19 protein-coding genes are annotated in these 21,131 nt (G+C 56.6%); 14 read left to right on the top strand and 5 right to left on the bottom strand.

Annotated elements, in window-relative coordinates; translation table 11 throughout:
- Nucleotides 1-81 precede the first annotated feature (81 nt).
- The 7 genes from AM329_RS07150 to pqqF all read left to right on the top strand — a co-directional run bounded on the left by AM329_RS07150 (nt 82) and on the right by pqqF (nt 6,734).
- A complete protein-coding gene (locus tag AM329_RS07150) occupies nt 82-1,101 on the top strand; it encodes a dipeptidase (RefSeq protein ID WP_032609081.1) in 1,020 nt (339 codons plus the stop codon).
- Nucleotides 1,102-1,239: 138 nt separating this feature from the next.
- Entirely contained in the window at nt 1,240-1,311 is a 72-nt protein-coding gene (pqqA, locus tag AM329_RS07155; RefSeq protein WP_002905689.1) for a pyrroloquinoline quinone precursor peptide PqqA, read from the top strand.
- A 55-nt stretch (nt 1,312-1,366) separates the two neighbouring features.
- On the top strand, nt 1,367-2,284 hold the full coding sequence (gene pqqB, locus AM329_RS07160; protein WP_003857504.1) for a pyrroloquinoline quinone biosynthesis protein PqqB: 918 nt from the start codon (nt 1,367-1,369) through the stop codon (nt 2,282-2,284).
- 2 nt (nt 2,285-2,286) lie between these two features.
- The gene (pqqC, locus tag AM329_RS07165) at nt 2,287-3,042 is read left to right on the top strand and encodes a pyrroloquinoline-quinone synthase PqqC (protein ID WP_032609079.1); all 756 of its coding nucleotides are present in this window, start codon (nt 2,287-2,289) and stop codon (nt 3,040-3,042) included.
- A gap of 2 nt (nt 3,043-3,044) precedes the next feature.
- A complete protein-coding gene (gene pqqD, locus AM329_RS07170) occupies nt 3,045-3,323 on the top strand; it encodes a pyrroloquinoline quinone biosynthesis peptide chaperone PqqD (protein ID WP_022651047.1) in 279 nt (92 codons plus the stop codon).
- Nucleotides 3,310-4,452 carry a pyrroloquinoline quinone biosynthesis protein PqqE gene (gene pqqE, locus AM329_RS07175; RefSeq protein ID WP_023324563.1) on the top strand — a complete coding sequence of 381 codons (1,143 nt, stop codon included), beginning with the start codon at nt 3,310-3,312 and terminating at the stop codon, nt 4,450-4,452. Before pqqD ends, pqqE begins: the two co-directional genes overlap by 14 nt.
- 5 nt (nt 4,453-4,457) lie before the next feature.
- Entirely contained in the window at nt 4,458-6,734 is a 2,277-nt protein-coding gene (gene pqqF, locus AM329_RS07180; RefSeq protein ID WP_032609078.1) for a pyrroloquinoline quinone biosynthesis protein PqqF, read from the top strand.
- 86 nt (nt 6,735-6,820) lie between these two features.
- Here pqqF and AM329_RS07185 read toward each other — a convergent pair whose 3' ends face one another.
- Nucleotides 6,821-9,250: a glucose/quinate/shikimate family membrane-bound PQQ-dependent dehydrogenase gene (locus tag AM329_RS07185; RefSeq protein ID WP_032609077.1), complete on the bottom strand. Its 2,430-nt coding sequence runs from the start codon at nt 9,248-9,250 to the stop codon at nt 6,821-6,823.
- 347 nt (nt 9,251-9,597) lie between these two features.
- Nucleotides 9,598-10,017 (bottom strand): translesion error-prone DNA polymerase V autoproteolytic subunit, encoded by a 420-nt coding sequence (locus AM329_RS07190; protein WP_003857514.1) that lies wholly within the window; start codon nt 10,015-10,017, stop codon nt 9,598-9,600.
- Nucleotides 10,018-10,342: 325 nt separating this feature from the next.
- Here AM329_RS07190 and AM329_RS07195 point away from each other — a divergent pair, with 325 nt between their 5' ends.
- Nucleotides 10,343-10,543: a hypothetical protein gene (locus tag AM329_RS07195; protein ID WP_003857516.1), complete on the top strand. Its 201-nt coding sequence runs from the start codon at nt 10,343-10,345 to the stop codon at nt 10,541-10,543.
- Nucleotides 10,544-10,589: 46 nt separating this feature from the next.
- On the opposite strand, the gene AM329_RS07200 is transcribed toward AM329_RS07195, so the two are convergent.
- Nucleotides 10,590-11,456, bottom strand: a complete 867-nt coding sequence (locus tag AM329_RS07200; RefSeq protein WP_022651043.1) for an aldo/keto reductase family oxidoreductase — start codon at nt 11,454-11,456, stop codon at nt 10,590-10,592.
- Nucleotides 11,457-11,601: 145 nt separating this feature from the next.
- Here AM329_RS07200 and AM329_RS07205 point away from each other — a divergent pair, with 145 nt between their 5' ends.
- Complete coding sequence (locus tag AM329_RS07205; protein WP_023314051.1) at nt 11,602-13,263, top strand: methyl-accepting chemotaxis protein; 1,662 nt, start codon at nt 11,602-11,604, stop codon at nt 13,261-13,263.
- A gap of 32 nt (nt 13,264-13,295) precedes the next feature.
- Here AM329_RS07205 and smrA read toward each other — a convergent pair whose 3' ends face one another.
- Together smrA and AM329_RS07215 are read right to left on the bottom strand one after the other, a co-directional pair.
- On the bottom strand, nt 13,296-13,859 hold the full coding sequence (gene smrA, locus AM329_RS07210) for a DNA endonuclease SmrA (RefSeq protein ID WP_032609076.1): 564 nt from the start codon (nt 13,857-13,859) through the stop codon (nt 13,296-13,298).
- 348 nt (nt 13,860-14,207) lie between these two features.
- Nucleotides 14,208-15,113: a LysR family transcriptional regulator gene (locus AM329_RS07215; protein ID WP_003857524.1), complete on the bottom strand. Its 906-nt coding sequence runs from the start codon at nt 15,111-15,113 to the stop codon at nt 14,208-14,210.
- A 175-nt stretch (nt 15,114-15,288) separates the two neighbouring features.
- Between AM329_RS07215 and AM329_RS07220 the strand changes: the two genes are divergently transcribed.
- The 5 genes from AM329_RS07220 to fnr all read left to right on the top strand — a co-directional run bounded on the left by AM329_RS07220 (nt 15,289) and on the right by fnr (nt 21,076).
- Nucleotides 15,289-16,599: a M20 family metallo-hydrolase gene (locus tag AM329_RS07220; protein WP_032609074.1), complete on the top strand. Its 1,311-nt coding sequence runs from the start codon at nt 15,289-15,291 to the stop codon at nt 16,597-16,599.
- Nucleotides 16,599-18,044, top strand: a complete 1,446-nt coding sequence (locus tag AM329_RS07225) for a M20 family metallopeptidase (RefSeq protein WP_023324559.1) — start codon at nt 16,599-16,601, stop codon at nt 18,042-18,044. The genes AM329_RS07220 and AM329_RS07225 overlap by 1 nt, the downstream gene beginning before the upstream one ends.
- 44 nt (nt 18,045-18,088) lie before the next feature.
- Nucleotides 18,089-19,615 (top strand): p-aminobenzoyl-glutamate transporter, encoded by a 1,527-nt coding sequence (abgT, locus tag AM329_RS07230; RefSeq protein ID WP_022651040.1) that lies wholly within the window; start codon nt 18,089-18,091, stop codon nt 19,613-19,615.
- A gap of 9 nt (nt 19,616-19,624) precedes the next feature.
- On the top strand, nt 19,625-20,140 hold the full coding sequence (gene ogt, locus AM329_RS07235; RefSeq protein WP_003857532.1) for a methylated-DNA--[protein]-cysteine S-methyltransferase: 516 nt from the start codon (nt 19,625-19,627) through the stop codon (nt 20,138-20,140).
- Between the two features lie 183 nt (nt 20,141-20,323).
- Entirely contained in the window at nt 20,324-21,076 is a 753-nt protein-coding gene (fnr, locus tag AM329_RS07240) for a fumarate/nitrate reduction transcriptional regulator Fnr (protein ID WP_000611906.1), read from the top strand.
- Nucleotides 21,077-21,131 lie beyond the last annotated feature (55 nt).

Genomic DNA, 21,131 nt, shown 5'->3' on the forward strand with positions numbered 1-21,131 from the left:
TAATTTTCCCCTTGCCGGACCGGACAAATCGGTTATCGTGCCAGGCAACTTTCGCAGCAATAAAAGACAGTGGGATGCGCTATGGCGATTTTTGATGGTCACAATGACCTGTTGCTTAATTTATGGCTTCACCATCGCCAGGATCCGGTAACGGCCTTCTTCTCCGGCATTGAGAAGGGACACCTCGATTATCCACGCATGCAGCAAGGCGGATTTTCCGGCGGGCTGTTCGCGCTGTTCGTGCCGCCGCAGGAGTATATCGCCCGCATGGCGCCACAATACGCCAGCGAGCCGTGGCAGCCGGTCGACATTCTCTGGCAGCAGCTGACGATCCTTAAGCAGCTTGTCGCCCACTCCGACGGCCGGGCGCGATTGTGCCTGAGCGCGGCGGATATCGAACGCTGCCGTCAGGATAAGGTGCTGGCGATGGTAGCGCATATTGAGGGCGCGGGCGGTTTTGACGGCGAGGGAGGCGATCTACAGGCTTTCTATGCCACCGGGGTGCGTAGCATTGGGCCTTTCTGGAACATTGCTAACCGTTTTGGCACCGGCGTTAACGGGGTGTTTCCCGGCAGCCCGGACAGCGGCCCAGGGCTTACCGCAGAGGGTATCGCCCTCATTAAGCACGCTAACGCCCTGAACATGCTGATTGACGTTTCGCATATGAATGAAAAGGCGTTCTGGGATACCGCTCGTCATTCCTCATCACCGCTGGTCGCCACCCACTCCAACGCCCATACGCTGTGCCCGCAACCGCGCAATCTGACCGATCGGCAGCTGCTGGCTATCCGCGACAGCGGCGGCGTGGCTGGCGTCAATTTCGGCAACGCGTTTCTGCGCGCCGACGGTAAACGCGATAGCGATACCCCGCTGAGTACGATTGTTCGCCATATCGACTATCTTATTAACATCATGGGTGACGATCATGTCGCGCTGGGCTCCGATTTTGACGGTATTACGTTGCCTGATGACTTACACGATGTGAGTGGTTTACCACGGCTAATCAGCGCGTTGCGTGACAGCGGCTATGATCAATTTGTGCTGAATAAGCTGCTGTGGGGTAACTGGCAAAAGGTATTGCAAAATGTTTGGCAACAATAGGTTACGTTGTAAACATTAAGTTAATTCCTTACATCTTTCGGGTTGAGCTTTGCCCTCCTGTGACGCATTATTTGATGACCATCACAAAACTGGCACAAACAATGGCGTTGGTGCTGCATTTTTAAAGAGGAAAAAACGATGTGGAAGAAACCTGCTTTTATTGATTTACGTCTTGGCCTGGAAGTGACCCTGTACATTTCCAACCGCTAATCGCTCTGCCCGCCATCCGTGCGGGCATTTTTGTTTGACTACCTGGCCCATCTTCATGTTTATTAAAGTCCTCGGTTCCGCCGCTGGCGGTGGTTTCCCCCAGTGGAACTGTAACTGCGCCAACTGTCAGGGTTTGCGCGACGGTACCCTTCAGGCGACCCCTCGCACCCAGTCGTCGATCATCGTCAGTGATAACGGCAAAGAGTGGGTGCTGTGTAACGCCTCCCCCGATATCAGCCAGCAGATTGCCCATACGCCAGAACTGAATAAGAAAGAGGTTCTGCGCGGCACGCATATTGGCGGCATTATTCTCACCGATAGCCAGATTGACCACACCACCGGGCTGCTCAGCCTGCGCGAAGGGTGCCCACATCAGGTATGGTGTACGCCGGAGGTGCATGAAGATCTTTCCAGCGGATTCCCGATTTTTACCATGCTCCGGCACTGGAACGGCGGCCTGATTCATCACCCGATTGCGCCGCTCACCGCCTTTAGCGTGGAAGCCTGCCCTGATTTGCAGTTTACCGCTGTCCCCATCGCCAGTAACGCACCGCCCTATTCGCCGTGGCGCGACCGCCCGCTGCCGGGGCATAACGTGGCGCTGTTTATCGAAAACCGCCGCAACGGTCAGACGCTGTTCTACGCACCGGGTCTCGGTGAACCCGATGACGCTATCCTGCCGTGGCTCAAAAAGGCGGACTGTCTGCTGATTGACGGCACCGTCTGGCAGGACGATGAACTCCAGGCCACCGGCGTCGGGCGCAATACCGGCCGCGACATGGGCCATCTGGCGCTCGGCGATGAACACGGCATGATGGCGCTGCTGGCCTCGCTGCCGGCAAAGCGCAAGATTCTGATCCACATTAATAACACCAACCCGATCCTTAACGAGCAGTCGCCGCAGCGTCACGCCCTTGCGCAGCAGGGAATAGAAGTGAGCTGGGACGGGATGAACATCACGCTTCAGGACTAACTATGCACATTCGCGAAACGCTCTCGCCGCAAGAGTTTGAGCACGCCCTTCGGGCGAAAGGCGCCTACTATCATATTCACCATCCGTACCATATCGCGATGCATAACGGCGAGGCCAGCCGCGAGCAGATCCAGGGCTGGGTGGCGAACCGGTTTTACTACCAGACGACGATCCCACTGAAAGACGCGGCAATTATGGCGAACTGCCCGGATCCGAACACGCGTCGCAAATGGGTGCAGCGGATCCTCGATCACGACGGCAGCAACGGTCATGACGGCGGTATCGAAGCCTGGCTACAGCTGGGCGAAGCCGTGGGGCTCAGCCGCGAGGACTTAATCAGCGAGCGCCACGTGCTGCCCGGCGTCCGTTTCGCCGTCGACGCTTACGTTAACTTCGCCCGCCGCGCCAACTGGCAGGAGGCTGCATCCAGTTCGCTCACCGAACTGTTCGCCCCGCAAATCCATCAGTCGCGTCTCGACAGCTGGCCACAGCACTACCCGTGGATCAAAGAGGAAGGCTATTTTTATTTCCGCAGCCGCCTCAGCCAGGCCAGCCGTGACGTTGAACACGGTCTGGAGCTGGCGAAGCGTTATTGCGATAGCGCGGAAAAGCAGAATCGGATGCTGGAGATCCTTCAGTTCAAACTCGATATCCTGTGGTCGATGCTCGACGCGATGACCATGGCCTACGCGCTACAGCGTCCGCCTTATCACACGGTCACCGACAAAGCGGCCTGGCACACAACCCGACTGGTATAAGCATGCAAAAAAACTCCATCGTCGCCTTTCGTCGCGGCTATCGCCTGCAATGGGAAGCCGCTCAGGACAGCCATGTCATCCTCTATCCGGAAGGCATGGCTAAACTCAATGAGACCGCCGCCGCGATCCTCGAACTGGTCGATGGCCAACGCGACGCGGCGGCCATCATTGCCATACTCAACGAACGGTTCCCGGAAGCCGGCGGCGTGGATGACGACGTCGTAGAATTCCTGCAAATCGCTTATCAACAGAAGTGGGTTATTTTCCGTGAGCCAGAATAAACCTGCCGTCAATCCACCGCTGTGGCTGCTGGCGGAGCTGACCTATCGCTGTCCGCTACAGTGTCCTTACTGCTCTAACCCGCTGGACTTCGCCCGGCAGGATCAGGAGCTGACCACTGAACAGTGGATTGAGGTTTTCCGCCAGGCGCGGGCGATGGGCAGCGTGCAGATAGGTTTTTCCGGCGGCGAACCGTTGACGCGTAAAGATCTGCCGGAGCTGATCCGCGCCGCCCGCGATCTCGGTTTTTATACCAACCTGATCACCTCGGGAATTGGCCTGACGGAAAGCAAGCTCGACGCATTCAGCGAGGCCGGTCTGGACCATATCCAGATTAGCTTCCAGGCCAGCGATGAAGTGCTCAACGCTGCGCTGGCGGGGAATAAAAAAGCCTTCCAGCAGAAGCTGGCGATGGCCAAAGCGGTTAAAGCGCGCGATTACCCGATGGTGCTGAATTTCGTCCTGCACCGGCATAATATCGATCAGATCGATAAAATCATCGAACTGTGCATCGAGCTGGACGCCGACGACGTCGAACTTGCCACCTGCCAGTTCTACGGTTGGGCGTTCCTTAATCGTCAGGGGCTTCTGCCGACGCGGGAACAGATTGCCCACGCGGAACGCGTGGTTGCCGAATATCGGCAAAAAATGGCCGCCAGCGGCAATCTGACCAACCTGCTGTTTGTCACTCCCGATTATTACGAGGAGCGGCCCAAAGGCTGCATGGGCGGCTGGGGGTCGATTTTCCTCAGCGTGACCCCGGAAGGCACGGCGCTGCCCTGCCACAGCGCGCGCCAGCTGCCGGTGGAATTCCCCTCGGTGCTTGAGCAGAGCCTGGAATCCATCTGGTATGACTCTTTCGGCTTCAACCGCTATCGCGGATTTGACTGGATGCCGGAGCCGTGCCGCTCCTGCGATGAAAAAGAGAAAGACTTCGGCGGCTGCCGCTGCCAGGCCTTTATGCTCACCGGGAATGCGGATAACGCCGATCCGGTGTGCAGCAAATCGCCGCATCATCATAAAATCCTCGAGGCGCGACGCGAAGCAGCCTGTAGTGATATGAAGATCGGTCAGCTTCAGTTTCGCAACCGAACCCGTTCTCAGCTTATCTATAAAACCCGGGAACTGTAACGATAATGACCATCCGCATCGTGGAACTGGCAGGCGGTTTACGCGCAACGCTGGTGCATCAGCCGCAGGCGACACGCGCGGCGGCGCTGGCGCGCGTGAGTGCCGGAAGCCATCACGAGCCACCGCGATTCGCCGGTCTCGCGCATTTGCTTGAGCACCTGCTGTTCCGCGGTAGCCAGCGCTATCAGGGCGATGATCGACTCATGGCCTGGGTCCAGCGCCAGGGCGGCAACGTCAATGCCACCACGCTGGCTCGCCACAGCGCTTTTTTCTTCGACGTTGCCGCCGATAACCTGTCCGACGGCGTCGCGCGACTGCGGGATATGTTGCAGGCGCCGCTGCTTTCCCGGCAGGACATCCAGCGCGAAGTGGCGGTCATTGATGCGGAAAACCGGCTTATCCAGCAGCATGATCCCGCCCGGCGCGAAGCCGCGGCGCGCCACGCGATGGAACAACCGGAGGTTTTTCGCCGTTTTCAGGTGGGTAGCCATGATTCTCTGGGGCAAGACACGGGATCGCTGCACGCCGCGTTGCGCGGATTTCATCGCCGCTATTATGGGGCCAGACACCTGCAATTGTGGCTACAGGGACCGCAAACGCTGGATGCGTTAGCCGAGCTTGCCCATACGTTTGCGACAGGTTTTGCTTCAGGTGGCGTGCCTGAAGCCGCCCCCCCGTTACGCCTTAGCGCTGAAGCAGATTATCAGCTGGCAGTGACGGAGCGACCCGCGCTGTGGCGCTGTCCGTTGATCCGAAAAAGTGACAACGTCACCTTGCTTCGGGAATTTTTGCTGGACGAGGCCCCCGGAAGCCTGATTGACGGGCTGCGGGCGCGCGGGCTGGCAGAAGAGGTATCGCTGGACTGGCTTTATCAGGATGACGATTACGGCTGGCTGGCGCTAACGCTTGACGGCGAACGGCCCGAGGCCATAGACGCGCAAATCACGCGCTGGCTGCGGGCCCTACAGCAAACGACGCAAGAGCAACAGCGGCATTATTATAGGCTGGCACAGCAGCGCTTTAGCGCCCTGTCGCCCCTTGACCAGCTTCGCCAGCGGGCGTTTGGTTTTGCGCCCGGCGCGGCGCCGGTTGATTTTTCCGCCTTCTGTGCCGACTTACTGGCGGCGCCCACCTCGTATCTGGCCTGCAAAAAAATGGAAACCGCTGAAATTATCGCCAGCCAGGGATTTGCCCTGCCGCTTAGCCACTGGCGTCGCCAGCCGGTTGCGGATGAGAGCCCCATCGCGTTTTCCTTCTACCCGCAGGCTACCCAATATTCTGCCCCAGCCCTGACGCCAGAAGCCGTTCCGCTGCTGCATTTACCGGCGCAGGCACAAGCGCCGACGCTGATCCTCCGCAGGCCTTTTTATTCGCGCGTAAGCGAGTCACAGGGGGTGGCGATCGGCAAACAATTACGCCCTCTTCTAGCTGAAATGCGCCATATCGGCAGCAGCGGCGAGTGGCAAACGGTTGACGGTAGCTGGCAGCTAACCCTGCGGCTTCCTGACGCCGTGGTGATGGCGGAACCCATCATCGGGGCGATAATCGATCGCCTCTCCCGCCCCACACCGGCTATTACGCCTGCGCCAGATGGCATTGCGATCCGTCAGTTGCTTAAGCAATTGCCTGAACGACTGGCATCGGAACCGTCACGGAATGGCTGGCTGGCGGCGTTAGCTGGCGGCAGCGCCGGACACGCGCACGGGTTAGCCCGGCAGCTTGGCCTGCTCCGGGCGCCGGTTAACGCTAAGCCGTTGCCGTTAAGCGATTGTCCCGGCGGGGTCGAACACATTCCGCACGCCAGCGAGGATTCGGCGCTGCTGGTGTTTATTCCCCTGCCGCCGGGTGCGTCGCTCGCCGCGCTGCGGCTGCTGGCGTTATGCTGCGAACCGCGATTTTTCCAGCGCCTGCGCGTGGAACAGCAGATTGGCTACGTGGTCAGCTGTCGTTATCAGCGTATTGCCGATCGCGATGGCCTGCTGCTGGCGTTACAGTCGCCTGATCGTTCTCCCGTGAACCTGTTGGGTTGCTGCAAACGATTTTTGCGAGAGCTGACGCTGTGCGATGAATCCGAGTTCAGCCTATTGCGACAGCAGCTGGCGACGCAGATCCGCTCACCGATGGATGCCAGCGCCACGGCAGTGGCCGCCCTGCGCCAGCGCTATGGTTTGCCGGTGTTAACGCCGCAGGCTATTGATGCCCTGCAACCTGACGAGATAGTCGCGCTATGGCGCGAGATGACTCGCCGTCGCCGACGCTGGCGGGTGCTTTTCACGGGCTGACCGGAACCGCAGCTTTCTTCCTGTGCGTGGTTTTCAGTCAAAAAAAAGCCCCGTACTACGACGGGGCCAGGCTGTTTATTTCGCTGTTATTTATCCAGCGCGTAGGCAATCACGTAGTCACCACGATCCGGCGACTGGCGTGCACCGCCAGCAGAGATCAGAATGTACTGTTTGCCGGTTTTCGGTGATACATAGCTGATAGGTCCGCCCTGGCTACCCACCGGGAGACGCGCTTTCCACACTTCTTCCCCCGTAGAGGAATCAAAGGCGCGCAGGTAGTAATCCTGGGTTCCCGCAATGAAGACCAGACCGCCCTGCGTGGCCAGCGTACCGCCCAGCGTCGGCATACCGACAGGCATCTGCATACGCATTTTTACCCCAAACGGACCGGTATCCTGAACGGTACCGACCGGCACCTGCCAGACGATTTTCTGTGTTTTCAGGTCAATCGCAGAGAGAGAGCCAAACGGTGGTTTCTGGCACGGAATACCCAGCGGTGACATGAAACGGTTTTTGTTGACCGAATACGGCGTTCCTTTCATCGGAACAGCGCCCATACCGGCGTTCACGGCTTCACCGCCCGTGTTTGCCACTGCGCTTTGCGGATCTTGTTTAATCAGCTGGACCCACAGACCCAGACGCATGTCGTTGACGAAGATGTACTGGTTGTTCGGATCCGTGGACAGACTACCCCAGTTCATTCCCCCCAGCGAGCCCGGGAAGCTCAGGGAAATATCGGTTCCCGGCATCGTGTACAGACCGTCATAACGCATTGATTTGAAGCTGATACGACAGGCCAGCTGGTCAAACGGCGTCGCCCCCCACATATCCGATTCTTTCAGGGTTTCCGCGCCAATCTGCGGCATCCCCACAGAGCGCGGCTGCGTTGCCGGGTACTGTTCACGTGGAATATCCGCTGGTTTTACCGGAACCTCTTTCACTTCAGTGAGCGGTTTACCCGTCAGGCGATCAAGAACATAAATTTGCCCCGCTTTGGTGCCCACCACCACCGCGGGCTTGTTGCCCTCTTTTGTCGGGAAATCAACCAGGCTCGGCTGCATCGGGATATCGAAATCCCAGAGGTCGTTATGCACGGTCTGGTATACCCACTTCTCTTTCCCGGTAGTCGCATCCAGCGCGAGGATTGAGGTGGCGTATTTATGATCTTCCGGAATACGGTCAGCGCCCCACAGGTCGACGGAGGAACTCCCCATCGGGATAAACACGGTATTCATCGACGCATCCCAGGACATAGGGGCCCAGGAGTTTGCAGAGCTACGTTTGTAGTGTTCGCCCGGCTTCAGAACATAGTTCGGATCCGGATTACGCGAGTCGAACGCCCAGCGCAGCTGGCCGGTGATCACGTCATAACCACGTATAACGCCTCCCGGCATATCGGTGCTGACGTTATCCGCAACGCGGCCACCAACGACAACCGTCGTACCCGCCAGCGTCGGGGCCGACGTCAGCACGTAGGTGGGATCTGACGCGTCGCCCATCCCTTCATGCAGGTTAACGCTGCCGTTAGTACCGAAGTCCGGACAGAATTTGCCGTTATCGGCGTCTAACGCGATCAGCTTACCGTCAATGGTATTCATCAGGATACGGCGCTGGCATGCAGCGCCCGGTGCGACCTGCGCTGGCAGAACCGGCGTGGAGCCCGCTACCGTTGGCTGCGCCAGCGGTTTGGTGGCATCAAAGTATGCCAGGCCACGGCAGCGCATCCAGATTGCAGATTTGGCGTTGATTTCCGCTTTCCAGATCTCTTTCCCACTATCGGCATCCACGGCGATCACGTTGTTATGCGGCGTACAGAGGAAGACACGATCGCCAACCTGTAGCGGCGTTTGCTGATCTTCTGCGCCATTGCCGTCCGGACTTTCCGGTACGTCACCGGTATGGTAGGTCCAGACCGGTTTCAGGTTTTTCACGTTGTCACGGGTTATCTGGTCCAGCGCCACAAAGCGACTACCGCCGGCCGTATTACCGTAGTGATCCCAGTTCTGCTGTTTCGCATCATCTTTTACCGGTACCAGCGGACGTTTTTCACCGCTAAACGGCACGGTCGGATGGGGTTGAAACATCTGAACAAAGGTGACGCCCATGGCGATAATAAGGACCGCGCAGACCCCCAGGGCCCCTTTTGCGCAGGACGGTTTTCCTTCACGTTTACGCAATGCAGGCCAGGTGGCAGCTGCCAGCACCATCAGCCCGGCGGGTACCATTAAACGGGAAACCAGCGGCCAGAAGTCGAGCCCGGCATCGAAAAATGCCCAAATCAGGGTGCCAAGAAACACCAGGGCAAACAGCCCCACGGCAGAGGACTTGCGGCGGAAGAACTGAATCGCAGAGAGCAGAGTGATAACCCCGGCGATGAGAAAATACCAACTCCCCCCCAGGGAAACCAGTTTAAAACCGCCGATAGCAAAAAAGAGCCCCGTTACAAGAAGTATCACACCCACCAGCAGGCACCACGGGCCTAACCAGCCGGATGGGCGGGGATTATTGTCTGACATAAAAATGAATCTCCTGATTACTTTATAACAGCAGGGTTTTATTGACTGCCACGATGCTAAAACCCTGCGTAACATCAATTGTTCGTGTGCGAATCATAAATTAAAATTATAATGTAGACAAAATGTATTCTGTCGGAAGAAAAGAAAACTCACTAAAGTGCAGGAACATAACAAAATAAAAAAAATGGGATATCACTCTGTAATTCGCCAATACCAGAATATTTGACCAGTCAGTTCCGGCTTATGCGATGAATATCAGGTTTGCCGACAAGACAGCCCAGGTGACGTAAGATTTTTGCATGATGAGAATTAACTTATTGCCTATTAATTAAGCTTCACAAACACGATCAGCTCGCGGATTTCACGATATACGTCACTACACCAAAGATATCGAGCGTATCGTCGCTGCCGACAATAATCGGTGAATAGGCGCTGTTCATGGGGTTGAGTTGAATATTGGGACGCAGCTGGAGGCGCTTCACGGTAAATTCGCCCTCTACCGCCGCAATCACGATATCGCCATGCTCAGGCTTGCGGGAACTGTCCACCACCAGCAAATCACCGTTATTGATCCCCCCTTCTATCATCGAGTCACCGGCGGCTTTGACAAAGTAAGTGGAGCTGGGATGGGCCACTAATAACTCGTTTAAATCGATACGCCGCTCTACATAATCCGCTGCCGGGCTGGGGAAGCCGCACTGTACTAAGTCGCTGAAAAGTGGAATAGCAACGATTTCACGCAACTCTGCGGGTCTGAAAAAGATCATGATAAACACCTCCATACTGTTTTTATATACAGTAGTTTTAACTGAGGTATCGATCAAGCCATGTCAGCGTAAGCGGCTGGCTACGCCTTAACCGCTTCGCTTATAACCCCCTATAGCAATGAAGATTATTTGTTTTGTAAATTTTTACGCACAGACAAGTGTAACGCGTCATAAAACATCACTACGCAATGACTTTCAAATGACTATAAAAACAAAACAAATTAACAACAAGTCACTCCACCTACACTGTACGTTGACTTTCTATTTAGACTAGCGCATATTTTACAGCACAAATTAACAAGACAATTTTTGGAGGACGTTTTCTATGCCCGCCCGTGATTATCCCGATAAGCGTGTTGCTCGCGGTGTCGCAAAGGAGGCCGAACTCAGGATGTTAAGTGCGCGCATCGATCCTGCGCTGATGGAGTACATCCGCATTACTGCGTATGAAACACGGAAAAGTAAGCAGGAAATCGTGGCAGAAGCGTTAGCGCTTCACCGCCAAAGAAGTCAGATTGGATCATAAACAGCAAAAGCCCGAAAAATCCTCCGGGCTTTTGCTGGTATCGGGATTACCCCACCAGAGAATTTAACGTCTCCAGCGCCTCAGGCGGCAATACCAGATCGACTGCCGCCAGGTTTTCACGCAGATGCGCCACCGATGAGGTTCCCGGGATCAAGAGGATATTTGGCGAGCGTTGCAGCAGCCATGCCAGCGCCACCTGCATCGGCGTCGCGCCCAGTGAATCCGCCACCGCCTGTAGTCCGGAAGATTGCAGTGGCGTGAAACCACCCAGCGGGAAGAACGGCACCCAGGCAATCCCCTGCTGCGCCAGCGAATCAACCAGCGCATCGTCACCGCGATTCACAACGTTGTACATGTTCTGTACGCACACCACGGAAACCATCTTCTGCGCTTCAGCAACCTGCGAAGCGGTGACGTTGCTCAGCCCAATATGACGAACCAGCCCCTGCTGTTGCAGCTCCGCAAGGGTGCTCAGCGGCGCGGCAATCGAGCCTTCCGCCGGTCCGTGGGCGCTAAACATGATCCGCAGGTTAACCACGTCCAGCACATCCCGCTTCAGGTTACGCAGGTTATCATGCACCGCCTGCGTCAGCTCCTGCGCGGAAAACGCCGGCAGCCAGGAGGCATCCTCGCCGCGTCGGGCTCCGATCTTGGTCACAATCGTAAGGTCGTCCCGGTACGGATGAAGCGCCTCGCAGATAAGCTGGTTGGTCACATGAGGTCCGTAAAAATCGCTGGTATCAATGTGATTCACACCCAACGCCACCGCTTCACGCAGCACTGCCAGCGCCGCATTTTTATCTTTTGGCGGACCAAAAACGCCAGGCCCGGCAAGCTGCATCGCGCCATAGCCAAATCGTTTAACCGTACGCGTTCCGAGCGTGAACGTTCCGCTTTTATCTATGCTGCTCATGCTGACCTTCCTCATAAAAAATGATCCGGATTTACAACAGGTTCCGCAACGAAACCATTAGTTAAGCAATAGTAAAATTAAAGTTTAAATTCGCTACGACGATAGTATTGATGTAACCCTGCCTCTTCTCTTACGGATGACCGCCATGCTGAAAAATCTGCACGTGATTACCGGTATTATCTTTGCCCTCACCATATTCTGTCTGCTGCAAGTTGTCACGGGAGGGTTGTTCTACTCTGCCGTTAACAACGATCGTCACAACTTTCAGAACTCCGGGTTACTCAATGCCCAACAGGAAAGCCTGAGCGACAGCGTTAACACGCTGGTGAAAACGCGCGTTACCGTTACCCGCGTGGCGATCCGCTACCTGAAAAACCAGCGCGATCCGGCCTCTCTCGCGGCGATCAACACGCTGCTGGGCACCGCCAACGGTTCGCTGGCCAAAGCCGAAGACTATTACAAAAACTGGCTGGTTATTCCGCAGGTGAAGGGCCAGAATGCCGCGCTCACCGAAGAGATGCAGAAAGCCTGGAAGCAAATGCACGAGGTGATGCGCTTGTCCATTGAGTATCTGCGCGCAGATAACTATCAGGCCTATGGCGACCTGGACGCCCAGCAGGCGCAGGATGAGATGGAGGCGGTCTATACCCGCTGGCGCGCTGAAAACAACGTTCTGCTGAAAGCCGCCGCCGAAGAGAACCAGAGCAGCTTTACCCAGATGCAGTGGACGCTGGCGGCGATCTTCCTGACCGTGATCGCCGTGCTGGTGGTGATCTGGCAGGGTTTACAGCACCTGCTCCTGAAACCGCTCAACGCCATCATGAACCATATTCGCACCATCGCGAGCGGCGATCTGACGCAAAATGTCGCGATTACCGGGCGCAACGAGATGGGCCAGCTGGCTGCTGGTCTGCACGAGATGCAGCAGTCGCTGGTGAGCACCGTCAGCGCCGTGCGCGGCAGCACAGATTCTATCTACACGGGCGCAGGAGAAATTGCCGCCGGAAGTAACGACCTTTCCGCCCGAACCGAGCAGCAGGCAGCCTCGCTGGAAGAGACCGCCGCCAGCATGGAAGAGCTGACTGCCACGGTGAAACAGAACTCGGATAACGCCCGCCAGGCGACGCTGCTGGCGAAGAATGCGTCTGAAACCGCCGCACGCGGCGGTCAGGTGGTGGATAACGTGGTGCGTACCATGAATGACATTGCCGACAGTTCTCAGCAAATTGCGCATATCACCGGCGTTATCGATAGCATTGCCTTCCAGACCAATATTCTCGCGCTCAACGCGGCGGTTGAAGCCGCCCGTGCCGGGGAACAAGGTCGCGGCTTTGCGGTCGTGGCAGGTGAAGTACGGACGCTGGCCAGCCGCAGCGCGCAGGCGGCAAAAGAGATCAAAGGGCTTATCGAGAACTCTGTCAGCCGGGTGAATACCGGCTCGGAACAGGTGAGCGAGGCGGGTGCGACCATGAAAGAGATCGTCGCGGCCGTGACGCGCGTAACCGATATTATGGCTGAGATTTCCTCGGCGTCTGACGAGCAGAGCCGCGGTATAGAGCAGGTCAGCCTGGCAGTCTCGCAGATGGACAGCGTCACGCAGCAAAACGCCGCGCTGGTACAGGAGTCGGCAACGGCGGCGGCGGCGCTGGAAGATCAGTCTGAACAGCTGCGTCAGGCCGTGGCGGCATTCCGGCTGAACGCTCAGGCATCGCCGGCGGCTCGCCCTAAAAACGTGAAAACGCCCGTACTGCTGCGCCCGTCAGCGGCAGGCGCGAATACAGCTGACGCGAACTGGGAAACCTTCTGAGTGACAGGCGGGCATATCGCCCGCCTGCCTGATTAGCGGCTGCGCTTGGCGTGGCGTTCCCAGTTATCTCGCTTCGCATCCTCTGATTTACGCAACGAGACATAGCATGCTCCGCTGCCGCCGTGATGCGGCTGCGCTTCGCAAAAGGCCTGTACTTCGTCGAACTCGGTCAACCAGCGCGCAAGATAGCTGCGCACTACGTTAGGGTGCGACTGCTGTTCACGCCCTTTATCATGCACGATGATCAGGTTGCGTAGCCCGTCACGTCCGGCCTGGCGAATAAAGGAATAGACCAGCTGGCGGCATTGCTCCGCAGGCTGGCGTAACAGCGTTAAGCTGGCCTGACGGGAATATTTGCCGGAACGCAGCTTATCAAATACCCCCTGCTGTACCCCTTCACGCTGGAACATCAGCGGCTCGTCAAGGGGCAACAGTTCCAGAAACCCCAGCGTCAGAAAGTTATCGAGCTGCTCAGTATCTATTTCCTGACGCGCCCGCGTGTTGCGGCTCTGCTGCCAGTGAATATCCGCGCAGCGTTTGAGCGGCTGGACATCCTCCATGGCGTCAAGAAAAAGTGATTTGTCGTCAGGGTTCATGGAAATCCTCCGGCTACATCTGAGTGATGTACTATACCTGCGCCCGTTGCGGGTCTCAATCACCCGGGCACGGGTACAAATAATGGCTTAAGGAACAGATAATCGCAGACGCAATAAATTTAATCTAACCTTAACTTAAATTTCAGCCGTAATTAATTAAATAAATACGTTAAAAAATCGTGAAATCAATCACTCAACGTCCTTCTCTTTTAAGAAAAAGCTGTTATAACTTAATAAACCTGCCCAATGGATAATGCATGTAGGATCCGCGAAAGGATGCACGACTGTGTGTTCTGTGGAGTCTGTCTGATGTCGGGCAGACTCTATTTTTTATTGTTGTTATTTTTATTAAATTAATTTCCTGGCCTCTCTTCGAAACTGCGTGATTAATGATTCGGCAAGCGGTGTCTGGCGAGAATCACGACGCTGAATTAAATAATATGCCGCTTTAGGCAGGGTTTCGACAACCGGCAGCATTATCAGACGGTGCGCCAGAAGCGGATCGCAGCCCAGCTCTTGCGGTAAAATGCTGATGAAATCGCTTTGTGCGACGAGGCTAATACAGGAGGAAAAGGTCTCACAGACAACGCCAATTCGCGGTATTTGAGAGCGATGGTTAAAAGTATCCTGTAACTGCTTATAATAACTTCCCCGGGGCGTAGGCATCGTCCAGTTATATTGCAGAAGCTCATTAATTGAGGTCGCCCCTGTCGCCGGATGTCCTGCCCGACAAAATACGGCAAAAGGCTTTTCGAACAGCTTTTCAAACGTAAATTCGTGATCGTACGGCCCCTGATAATAGGTATTGATGGTAAAGTCCAGCTCACCCTGACGTAATTCATTAATCATCGACACCAGCTGGCCTTCCATAATCCGGACGTTGACCTGAGGATGCTGCGCATGAAAACGCGTAATGACGGCTGGCATCAGGCTGCGTGAAATGCTGGCTCCCATCCCAATATTGATCTGTCCGGCAAGCTCGCCCTGTCGCTGGCGGATGTCATCCTGCGCCGCGCGCAGCTCTTCCAGAATCAAATTAGCGCGGTGATAAAACCCTTCCCCGCACTCGGTCAGCGCGACGCCTTTACTCCGGCGCACAAATAGCTGGGCCGCCATACCCTCCTCCAGCTCTTTAATGGATTTGGTCAGCGCGGGCTGCGAAAGATTAAGCGTCCGGCTGGCGCCGCGAATGCTGCCCTGACGCGCCACCTCGACAAATGCCCTGATTTGATGAAATTTAATCTGAAATGACATAACGAGACCGATAACCGTTGTTTATCAGAGTAAAGAAACTGTCATCTACTTTAATGGAAACGGATGTGCGAGGGTAATTCCTGAACGGTTAAAACTGTGAAAAAACGATTAGTGATAAGTAAAAACTATCACAGCGTGAAGCAGTTCACATATTTTAATGATGACAGGAAAAGATATGAACGCACTGGCGCAGTACATCCAGACATTAGCCCCACAACTGAGCGCATGGCGTCGCGATTTCCACCATTTCGCGGAATCCGGTTGGGTGGAGTTTCGCACTGCGGCAAAAGTGGCGGAGATCCTCGCCTCACTGGGTTACGAGCTGGCGATGGGTCGCGACGTGGTCGACGCCGAAAGCCGTATGGGACTGCCCGATGACGCCACCCTTTCGCGAGAGTTTGCCCGCGCCCGGGCGCAGGGCGCGCCGGAGAAATGGCTGGCGCCGTTTGAGGGCGGGTTCACCGGCATTGTCGCGACCCTGAATACCGGCCGCCCGGGCCCAACCCTGGCGTTTCGCGTGGACATGGACGCCCTTGATTTAAGCGAAGCGCTCGACGACAGCCATCGCCCGTTCCGCGACGGGTTTGCCTCCTGCAATCCGGGAATGATGCACGCCTGTGGCCACGACGGGCATACCACCATTGGTCTGGGGCTCGCGCAGGTGCTTAAGCAGCATGAAGCGCAGCTCAACGGCACCATCAAACTGATCTTCCAGCCTGCCGAAGAGGGTACGCGCGGCGCGCGCGCTATGGTCGCCGCAGGCGCGCTGGACGGCGTAGACTACTTTACCGCCATTCATATCGGAACCGGCGTTCCGGAAGGGACGGTGATCTGCGGCAGCGATAACTTCATGGCGACCACCAAATTTGACGTGCGCTATACCGGAGTCGCCGCACACGCTGGCGGTAAACCGGAAGAGGGCCGTAACGCCCTGCTTGCTGCTGCCCAGGCCGCTATCGCGCTGCATGGCATCGCGCCACACAGCGAAGGCGCGTCCCGGGTTAACGTCGGGGTCATGCAGGCGGGCAGCGGACGCAACGTGGTTCCGGCTGATGCGTTACTTAAGGTTGAAACCCGCGGCGAAAGCGAGGCCATTAATCAGTATGTCTTTGAGCGCGCGCAGGCGGTAATTACCGGCGCGGCGGCGCTCTATGGCGTAACAGCCGGGATAAACCTGATGGGGGCGGCGACCTCCAGCGTCCCTTCCCCGGCCTGGGTCGATTATCTGCGCGAGCAGGCAAGCCAGGTGCCCGGTGTGACTCATGCCATTAATAAGGTCAAAGCGCCTGCGGGCTCTGAAGACGCCACGCTAATGATGGCCCGCGTGCAGCAGAACGGCGGCATGGCCTCGTATATGGTTTTCGGCACCCAGCTGAGCGCCGGACATCACAACGAAAAATTCGATTTTGATGAGCAGGTGATGAACGTTGCCATCGAAACGCTGGCGCGAACTGCGCTTAATTTCCCGTGGACGCGAGGTGTGTAATGCAGGAGAACTACGCTTTTATCGCTGATGCCATCGACACGCGATGTCAGACGTTTACCGATATTGCCGACGACATCTGGGATCATCCCGAAACGCGCTTTGAAGAGTTCTGGTCCGCCGAACGCCTCGCCAGCGCGCTGGAAGCCGAGGGCTTTACCCTGACGCGGGAAGCCGGAGGCATTCCCAACGCCTTTATTGCCAGCTACGGCAGCGGCAAGCCCGTTATCGCCCTTCTGGGCGAATACGATGCCCTGGCCGGGCTAAGCCAGCAGGCACACTGCGCGACGGCGCAATCCGCCACCCCGGGGGCGAACGGCCACGGCTGCGGGCATAACCTCTTAGGCACGGCTGCCTTTGCCGGGGCGGTGGCGGTGAAAAGCTGGCTGGAACAGCACGGCGGCAGCGGAACGGTGCGTTTTTACGGCTGTCCCGGCGAGGAAGGCGGCTCCGGTAAAACCTTTATGGTGCGTGAAGGATTATTTGACGACGTGGACGCTGCCGTGACATGGCACCCGGAAGCCTTTGCCGGGATGTTTAACGTCAGCACGCTGGCCAATATTCAGGCCGCCTGGCGGTTTAAGGGGATCGCCGCCCATGCCGCTAACTCCCCACATCTGGGACGCAGCGCGCTGGATGCCGTGACGTTGATGACCACCGGCACAAACTTCCTCAACGAACACATCATTGAAAAAGCGCGCGTTCATTACGCCATCACCGATACCGGCGGAATTTCGCCTAACGTGGTGCAGGCCCAGGCCGAGGTGCTGTACCTGATCCGCGCCCCGGAGATGGCCGATGCGCAGCAGATCTACGCGCGCATCGAGAAAATCGCCCAGGGCGCGGCGATGATGACCGAAACCATCGTCGAGTGCCGCTTTGATAAAGCCTGCTCCAGCTATCTGCCGAACCGAACGCTCGAAGCGGCGATGTACCGCGCATTGCAGCATTACGGCACGCCGGCCTGGACGGAAGAGGAACGCGAATTTGCCCGTAAAATCCGCGCTACGCTCACGGCAAACGACCTGCAAAACAGCCTGAAAAACATTGCCGCAACGGGGGCCGAAGAGGGAAAAGCGTTTGCCCGACGCCATCAGGAGACGCTGCTGGTGGATGAAGTTGCCCCATATGCCATCACCGATAACGTGCTGGCAGGTTCCACCGATGTGGGGGATGTCAGCTGGAAGATGCCTGTCGCACAGTGCTTTAGCCCCTGTTTTACCGTGGGCACCCCGCTGCATACCTGGCAATTAGTGGCGCAGGGGCGTACCTCTATTGCCCATAAAGGCATGTTGCTGGCCGGAAAAGTGATGGGCGCGACCGCGCTGCATCTGCTTCAGGATGCCGACCTGTTGCGAAAATGCCGGGAAGAGTTCGAACAACACATAACAGAAAAACCGTACGAGTGTCCGATCCCGCAGGGCGTGACACCGTCACCTTTAAAATAAAAAAACACAACACAACAACACAACAACAGTCCCGAGGAACGCCCATGAGTATGTCTTCCATACCTTCGCATTCCCCATCCGGTAAGCTCTATGGCTGGGTTGAAAGGATCGGCAATAAAGTGCCGCACCCTTTCCTGCTTTTTATCTATTTAATTGTCATCCTGATGGTCGCGACGGCCGTGCTGTCCGCCTTTGAGGTGAGCGTGCGCAGCCCGGCCGACGGCAGCATGGTGGCAGTGAAAAACCTGCTCAGCGTTGAAGGGTTGCACTGGTTTTTGCCGAACGTGATTAAAAACTTCAGCGGTTTTGCGCCGCTGGGCGCCATCCTGGCGCTGGTGTTAGGCGCGGGACTGGCCGAGCGCGTGGGTCTCCTGCCCGCGCTGATGGTCAAAATGGCCTCGCACGTCAGCGCGCGTTATGCCAGCTATATGGTGCTGTTTATTGCCTTCTTCAGCCATATCTCGTCCGACGCGGCACTGGTGATCATGCCGCCGATGGGGGCGCTGATTTTCCTCGCCGTTGGTCGTCATCCTGTTGCGGGCCTGCTGTCGGCGATTGCGGGCGTCGGCTGTGGGTTTACCGCTAACCTGCTTATCGTGACCACCGATGTGCTGCTCTCCGGCATCAGCACAGAGGCAGCCAGCACCATCGATGCGACCATGCACGTCAGCGTGATCGACAACTGGTACTTTATGGCCAGTTCAGTGATTGTCCTGACGATTGTCGGGGGTCTGATTACCGATAAAATCATTGAGCCGCGCCTGGGTAAATGGGAAGGCCGGAGCGATGAAAAGCTGGAGACGCTGAGCAAAGAGCAGCAGTTCGGCCTGCGCGTAGCCGGGATCGTCTCGCTGGCGTTCATTGCGGTGGTGGCGCTGATGGTGGTACCGGAAAATGGCGTGCTGCGCGATCCGATCAAACACACCGTACTGCCCTCGCCGTTTATTCAGGGCATTGTGCCGCTGATAATTCTCTTCTTCTTCGTCGTTTCGCTCGCGTACGGCATCGCCACCGGCAAAATCCGCCGTCAGGGAGATCTGCCGCACCTGATGATCGAGCCGATGAAGGAGATGGCGGGTTTTATCGTGATGGTGTTCCCGCTGGCGCAGTTTGTCGCCATGTTTAACTGGAGCAACATGGGCAAGTTTATGGCCGTGAGCCTGACGGACGCGCTGGAGGCGGCGGGGTTGAGCGGTGTTCCGGCGTTTGTCGGCCTGGCGCTGCTGTCGTCCCTGCTGTGCATGTTTATTGCCAGCGGGTCGGCCATCTGGTCGATTCTGGCGCCCATCTTTGTCCCCATGTTTATGATGCTCGGCTTCCATCCGGCGTTCGCCCAGATCCTGTTCCGTGTCGCCGATTCCTCGGTGATCCCGCTGGCGCCCGTGTCACCCTTCGTTCCGCTGTTTTTAGGCTTCCTGCAACGCTACAGACCGGAGGCTAAGCTGGGTACCTACTATTCGCTGGTTCTGCCCTATCCGCTTATCTTCTTAGGGGTATGGCTGGTGATGCTGGTGGCGTGGTATCTTGTCGGCCTGCCGATTGGACCGGGTGTTTACCCGAGGCTGAACTAAGGAGTACTGATGCTGAGATTACTCGAAGATAAGATTGCGACGCCGCTGGGGCCGCTGTGGGTTATCGCGGATGAAGCGTTCAATCTGCGCGCGGTTGAATGGGAAGAGCACAGCGACCGGATGGTTGAGCTGCTCAACATCCATTATCGCGCCGAGGGATACGAGCGTGTTACTGCCCGTAATCCTGGCGGGCTGAGCGATAAACTGACGGCCTACTTCGAGGGCGATCTCAGCATTATTAATACCCTGCCAACCGCCACGGCGGGCACCCCTTTCCAGCGCGAGGTGTGGCAGGCGCTGCGTAATATTCCCTGCGGGCAGGTGATGCACTACGGTCAGCTGGCAGAACAGCTTGGTCGTGCCGGCGCGGCGCGCGCGGTCGGTGCGGCAAATGGCTCTAACCCCGTCAGCATTGTGGTGCCTTGCCATCGCGTGATTGGGCGCAACGGCACCCTCACCGGCTATGCCGGGGGCGTACAGCGCAAAGAGTGGCTGCTGCGTCACGAAGGGTATTTTCTGCTGTAATTCCCAGGCTTTTTGTGCTTAATTTTCTTCCTGTTAGGTTCATAATCCTTAATCATTCTGTGGAATTTCAAGGAGATGGCAACACGCTGCCGTCTCTTGTCTTTATTGGGGGTTTGCCAGACTTACGTCCTTACCAAAAAGATGTTAAAATTGACCAATATCAATTAAGGCTTGAGCAAACCTATGATCCCGGAAAAGCGAATTATACGACGCATTCAGTCTGGCGGTTGTGCTATCCATTGCCAGGATTGCAGCATCAGCCAGCTCTGTATCCCGTTTACTCTGAATGAGCACGAACTCGATCAGCTTGACAATATCATCGAGCGCAAAAAGCCTATTCAGAAAGGGCAGACGCTGTTTAAGGCGGGAGACGAACTGAAGTCGCTCTATGCTATCCGTTCTGGCACCATCAAAAGCTACACCATTACCGAACAGGGCGACGAGCAGATCACCGGCTTCCATCTGGCAGGCGATTTAGTCGGCTTTGACGCCATCGGCAGTGGCCATCACCCGAGCTTTGCTCAGGCGCTGGAAACCTCTATGGTCTGCGAAATTCCGTTTGAGACGCTGGACGATCTGTCCGGTAAGATGCCGAACCTGCGTCAGCAGATGATGCGTCTGATGAGCGGTGAGATCAAAGGCGATCAGGATATGATCCTGCTGCTTTCTAAGAAGAATGCCGAAGAGCGTCTGGCCGCCTTTATCTATAACCTCTCCCGCCGTTTCGCGGAACGTGGCTTCTCCCCGCGTGAATTCCGTCTGACCATGACGCGCGGTGATATTGGTAACTATCTGGGCCTGACCGTGGAAACCATCAGCCGTCTGCTGGGTCGCTTCCAGAAGAGCGGAATGCTGGCGGTTAAAGGTAAGTATATCACCATCGAAAACGGTGAAGCTCTGGCCATTCTGGCGGGTCACTCACGTAACGTGGCATAACTCTCCCGGATATCTTATGCCAGGTCGATAAATTTTCATGATTATTGATCTGGCA

The sequence above is a fragment of the Enterobacter cloacae complex sp. AR_0002 genome (assembly GCF_001922365.1).
GTDB classification, from domain to species: Bacteria; Pseudomonadota; Gammaproteobacteria; order Enterobacterales; family Enterobacteriaceae; genus Enterobacter; species Enterobacter hormaechei_C.